Origin of the sequence: Polaromonas sp., from assembly GCF_041689105.1 — a bacterium.
Classification (GTDB): Bacteria; Pseudomonadota; Gammaproteobacteria; order Burkholderiales; family Burkholderiaceae_C; genus Polaromonas.
This window is the reverse complement of record NZ_JBDNGU010000055.1, coordinates 1-5,108: the sequence shown is the minus strand read 5'-3', so window position 1 is coordinate 5,108 and position 5,108 is coordinate 1. Positions and strand designations below refer to the sequence as shown.

6 protein-coding genes and 1 pseudogene are annotated in these 5,108 nt (G+C 59.8%); 1 reads left to right on the top strand and 6 read right to left on the bottom strand.

Annotated features, from left to right (window positions below; translation table 11 throughout):
• Positions 1 to 435: 435 nt before the first annotated feature.
• The gene (locus ACESMT_RS04745) at positions 436 to 2,082 is read right to left on the bottom strand and encodes a multicopper oxidase family protein (protein ID WP_372825422.1); all 1,647 of its coding nucleotides are present in this window, start codon (positions 2,080 to 2,082) and stop codon (positions 436 to 438) included.
• A gap of 135 nt (positions 2,083 to 2,217) precedes the next feature.
• On the opposite strand from ACESMT_RS04745, the pseudogene ACESMT_RS04740 reads away from it, so the two are divergent.
• Positions 2,218 to 2,497 (top strand): annotated as a pseudogene (locus ACESMT_RS04740) (IS630 family transposase); the annotation flags it as partial.
• Between the two features lie 97 nt (positions 2,498 to 2,594).
• On the opposite strand, the gene ACESMT_RS04735 reads toward ACESMT_RS04740, so the two are convergent.
• From ACESMT_RS04735 to ACESMT_RS04715, 5 genes are all read right to left on the bottom strand, one after another.
• Positions 2,595 to 2,798, bottom strand: a complete 204-nt coding sequence (locus ACESMT_RS04735; RefSeq protein WP_372825421.1) for a hypothetical protein — start codon at positions 2,796 to 2,798, stop codon at positions 2,595 to 2,597.
• A gap of 374 nt (positions 2,799 to 3,172) precedes the next feature.
• A complete protein-coding gene (locus tag ACESMT_RS04730) occupies positions 3,173 to 3,484 on the bottom strand; it encodes an addiction module antidote protein (RefSeq protein WP_372825420.1) in 312 nt (103 codons plus the stop codon).
• A 179-nt stretch (positions 3,485 to 3,663) separates the two neighbouring features.
• A complete protein-coding gene (locus ACESMT_RS04725) occupies positions 3,664 to 4,038 on the bottom strand; it encodes a hypothetical protein (RefSeq protein WP_372825419.1) in 375 nt (124 codons plus the stop codon).
• Between the two features lie 175 nt (positions 4,039 to 4,213).
• Positions 4,214 to 4,501 (bottom strand): transposase, encoded by a 288-nt coding sequence (locus ACESMT_RS04720; protein WP_372825418.1) that lies wholly within the window; start codon positions 4,499 to 4,501, stop codon positions 4,214 to 4,216.
• Positions 4,498 to 4,836 carry a transposase gene (locus tag ACESMT_RS04715; RefSeq protein ID WP_372825417.1) on the bottom strand — a complete coding sequence of 113 codons (339 nt, stop codon included), beginning with the start codon at positions 4,834 to 4,836 and terminating at the stop codon, positions 4,498 to 4,500. Before ACESMT_RS04715 ends, ACESMT_RS04720 begins: the two co-directional genes overlap by 4 nt.
• Between the last annotated feature and the right edge of the window lie 272 nt (positions 4,837 to 5,108).

The window sequence follows — 5,108 nt, the reverse complement described above, 5'->3', positions numbered from 1 at the left end:
GACGGGCTGCGGCCGATTTCAGCCGAGTTCAACGGCGAAAAGATCACCGGCCAGACCTGGCCGACTGCCAGCAACCATGTGGTGGTGATGGAGCTGACGTACTGACGCTGGCGAGTACTGCACTCTTGCGGAATCCTGGGAGCCTGTCGGCACTCATGCCGGTCAGGCCGGGATGCTCCTGGCATTTGCTCAGGCGACTTGTGGGGTCACCCTCCCGGCCGAAACGGCCACGATTTCGCCCTCGGAAAACGGCTTCCAGTGTGCTTGGATGAATGGTGCGCTGGCAATCAGTGTCACGGCCTGAAAGCCCGGCGCAGCCGTCACGCCCAGGGTATGGAGATCACGCGCACCGCTTGCCGGGCCACTGTTGCTTGCCAGCGCATCCAGCGAAAAAGTTAAATCTGCCGCGTGGCGCGTTGAGCGGCCCTCACGCTTTCACGCCTGCACGCGAAAGTTGATCATCATTCCGCCGTCTTCGTGTTCGAGGTTGTGGCAATGAAACAAATAGGTCTGGTCGCCGGGGAAGTCGTGGGCGAAGTCGATTGCAATACGCACCGTTTCGCCGGGCCAGACCAGCACGGTGTCCTTCCAGCCGAGGTCACTCACCGTGCGCCCGTTGCCAAAACGTGCCGCGGCCGACAACTGGGGCGGGCTGTTAAGCCGTTCCTGCACCTGGAACGAAAAGCCGTGGATGTGCATCGGGTGCGGCATGCCCAGCGCCGGGTTGCTGATGCTCCAGATTTCCACCGCGCCGCGTTTGACGTCGAACGCAATCTCGTCCATGCGGAAGCTACGCCCGTTGATCAGAAAGCGCATTTGTCCCATCGACAGTTCGATCTTGCGCTGCGCGGCACCTTCAGTGGCTATCGGCTTGACCTGCGACAGCGTAACCGGCAGCTTGGCAACGACGCGTTCGCCGGCCGCGACCGACAGCTTCAGCACGTTGAAAGCATGGCCCAGCGGCAGCCGTGACGAGCTCATGCTGGCCATCATCCGCCCCATGCCCATGCCGCCCATACCGCCCATACCGCCAGTGGGACCTTCATTTTCCATGGCATCGAAAGCCAGGCTCCTGAGGAAAACATCCTCGCCGGGCTGTGCCTGGCCCGCATCGAACAGCACATCGAGGCGCTCCCCCGGCGCGAGAAAAGCTTCCGTCACCGTTTCCGGCCGCTCAATCAGGCCGCCATCGGTACCGATCACGGTGAAATTGAGCGCCGTTTCGCCCTTGACGAATGCGAGCCGGTAGATGCGTGCGTTGGAGCCATTGAGCAGCCGCAGGCGGTAGGTGCGTGGCGCAACGGCCTGGGCCGCATTGGGCGTCAGGTTGGCAAGTACGATGTCGCCGAGCCAGCCCATCATGGCTTCATGCGCGCTCGGCCGGTACAGCAGCTTGCCCTGCGCGTCGAACTGCTTGTCCTGGATGACCAGGGGCAGGTCGGTGACGCCGAGCTGCAGATCAAGTGCCTTGCTGACTCGGCGCTGGTCATCGTCGTCCACCAGGAAGAAGCTCGCCAGACCGCGGTAGGCCTGCTCGGCGGTCAGCGCATGCGCATGTGTGTGGTACCAGTAGGTGCCGCCGCGGTTGCTCACCTTGAAGTCGTAGTCGTAGCGCCCACCCGGACCGATGGTGCTCGCCGGGTGGCCGTCCATGGCGGCGGGCGTGTGCAGTCCGTGCCAGTGAATGATGGTCGGCTCCGGCAGCGTGTTGTCCAGGCTGGCCGTGAAGCGCGCACCGCTCTCGATGCGCAAAATCGGGTTCTGGTAGGCCTTGCCCGCCTGTTCGGTCTGGTACAGCAGGAACGGCGATTCGCGACCGGGCAGAAGCGGGAAGCTGGCCGCAGTAGCTCTGATTTTCAGGGGTCCGGCAACATCAAGCACGCCGAACGGCCCGCTGCCCACGGGGATGAACAGCTTTTGCTGGAAGTTTCCTGCAGCCACCGGATCAAAAGGATAGTGGCGAAACGGCCCGCCACCCAGCGCGGTGGAACGAGGCGATCCGTAAGACATCCAGGCAGCCCCACCGGCGGCGGCCACGGCCGCCACGCCGGCAAACTGAAACAGCTGTCTTCTTTTCAACATACAGATCTCCGGCCAGGCGACGAGGCCCGACAGCAACTAAAAACAGGGGACAGCGCAAGGATCAAGCGTCTGCCAATTTGCAACACCTCAAAGGTCTCTCACACAATTCCCGTCAGAGGCTGGCTGGCGTTAAGTCACGGAACGACCACGCTGTTTGCCGTGCTCAATGTCTTGAACGGTGCGGTGCTGGTCAGCTACCGGCCACGTCATGGGCACCAGGAGTTCCTGTCGTTCCTTCGAAATACCGACCAGTTCGTGCCCGATGAGCTGAACGTCAATAACATCGTTGACAACTGCGCGACCCATGAGTCACCCGGAGGTCAACGCCTGGCTGGCGAGACGGCCACACTGGCAAAGGCGCTTCATCCTGGCCTGTAGCTCCTGGTTGAATCAGGTGGAGTGCTTCTTTGGCGTGCCCGCTTCGCCTGGAACGTGGCACCCAGACCTGCTCCACCGGCAACGATGCCCGCCATGCACGATGCCTCGCGGAGCTGCGTAAATTTCCGACCCGATCACTTCTTGTTTTGCTTGACGACCCACACCACAAGGGCGACCAGCACGACAAGGAACAGGATCGGCATCCACGCCCCGCCGTATCCGCCCATCCACCCGTCGCCCCACATGCCACCATTCATCATGTTTCCGCTCTGCGCGAAAGACACACCCGTGGTCAAAAGAGGCACCGTACCAATAGCCACAGCAAGTAAATTTTTCATGACTTTTCCTTCTCTGAAACGAATGAACCATCGGAGCGCTGCGTCAAAGGCAGCGTGAGCCCGAACACACATCATGCGGCCTGTCGAATCCGGTCCATGTAGTCCAAAACCCCGCATGCACCGTCGTCGAACCTGCCCGGTGCAAAGCCCGGACTCAGGATAGACCAGCCTGGTCATCCCTCGTGTTGATATTCATCAAGACCGACTGTGATACAGCCCGGTTTCGGCGGTTGAATTCACGCAATCCAGTCTGCGCCGGCCGCAGCAAAAAATTGATGGTCTGCGCGACCATGTAGTGGTGCTGTCGCTGACTTACTGAGGGTTGTGAATAGTCCGCCAGGTGAGGCCGGGAGACGGCGCACAAAGGCCGTTGGCTACGCCGCCGATACGTGCAGCTTGACGCCCAGCGCTCTGGCAACTTTCAGCACCGTAGAGAAACTCGGGTTTCCATCGGCACTGAGTGCGCGATAAAGACTCTCACGACTGACCCCTGCGTCTTTGGCGACCTGCGTCATTCCCTTCGCACGCGCGATGTTCCCAAGTGCCTTGGCAATGCCGGCAGTATCGTCCGGAGCTTCGTCGAGCCAGGCGTCCAGACAGGCGGCCATTTCTGCCGGTGTACGAAGGTGCTCGGCAACATCGTAAGGCGACGTCGTGGTTGGCTTGTTGCTTGCGGTTTTGGGCATGGTCGCTATTCCTCGAAGTTCCTGGCCAGGTGGATGACCAGGGTGATATCTTTCTGTTCACCAACGCAGGGTGTGATGCCCGGGATTGCGGCAGACCTCGAAGCGGGCTCTTGCAATTCTGGATATTTGTAAATGGTCAAGTGCCGCGAACGGCAAGCGACGACAGACGTTGCAGGCGCTCATTCGGCTTGCTTGAGTATTACGACGTGTGAGACGCTGGCGATTGAACGACCAGAGCCAACGATGAAGCTTTGGAATCGGGCACCGGAATTGAAGGACCGAGCGACCACGAACTGGCCTTGATACTGCCAGCGACTTGATGCATTCTTGATGAACACAGGGATGGCGCTCCGCTGACGTGAAAACAGCGCACTGACAGGACCTGTTCGTGCGCCACGGCCACACAGCACGACCTCAGGCGCCTGAGGACTGAATTTCTTGCTGAGGCAGGCGGCCACGATAACACCATTGCTGGTAGGCAAGCACGACACTGTGCTTCCACCGAGCTGCGAATGGATCTCGCCTCGTGTGTATTCAAAACCGAGCGTGAACATTGCGTGTCTTCCGGGACCCAACGAGGCTATAAAAAAATCCATTTTCCGCAAGTACCTGCAGCGCTTTGCGCGCTACGCGGATCGACGGACGGGATTTTTCTATTCATGCCCAAAGTGTGCCGCAATTTCACCCACTTTGTTCATCAATGGACGCCCGCTTGTCCCTGATACCGCCTTATCTGCCCCGCTGCTGCCCCAAATTCGTCTCGGCCAGCTTCTCGATGTTGTGCACCATGCAGTACAGGTACCACTGCGTGTTGACCTTGGCGCGTCCCCGGTGGTTCAGCCGGCTCAAGCGCTTGTTGTGCCGGATGTTGCCAAACACCGGCTCCACGGTGCCGATGCGCTGGCTGCACAGCTGCCTGCCTCTGGGTGAGTCAATCGCGCGCCGCATGCGCTCACTGGGGTTGCTTGAGTCTTTGGCCTTGGGCTCAGCGCGTGACCTGCCGGCCTCGCCCGTCATTGGGTTTGGTCAAGCCTTTGAGGCATTGGCCGCTGAGTTTGGCTGTCGCCGCTGATGGCGATGAATTGGACGTTGCGCAGGCACGCTTGCTCAATGGTGCGGCTGGAGATCAATCCCTGGCTGTAGGCCAATAAAACGATCTTGAGCATGACGCGTGGGTCATAAGCGCTGGCACCGACTTCGTCGTTCTTGAACTGGGCGTCCAGCGCGCTGAGGTCGAGTTCGTTGTCAACAAGGTAGTCCAGTGCGAAGGCGAAGCTTCCGGGGACGATTTGTTCACTGAGCACCACCGGCAATAGCAAGCTGTTGCGGTCTTGGGGTTTGTAGCGGGCCATGGTCTGACACAAGTGTTTGCGATACATCACAAACGTTCCTTGCAACACTATCGACTACAAAAGTCGCGTGAGGTTTGGGTTTTTTTACAGCCTCAACGTTGGCGATGACCGGCACGCAACAACCGCTGCGGAGCAGCCTTGTACTGTTGCGTGTCCGTGTCGATCAACATGTTATCCCTCGCTCCTACGGGACCGCCAATAACCTGGCTTCTTCTCGAAGGGCGCCAACGCGAGTACGTAGATCTCGTGATTGCGCGACACGTATACGACGG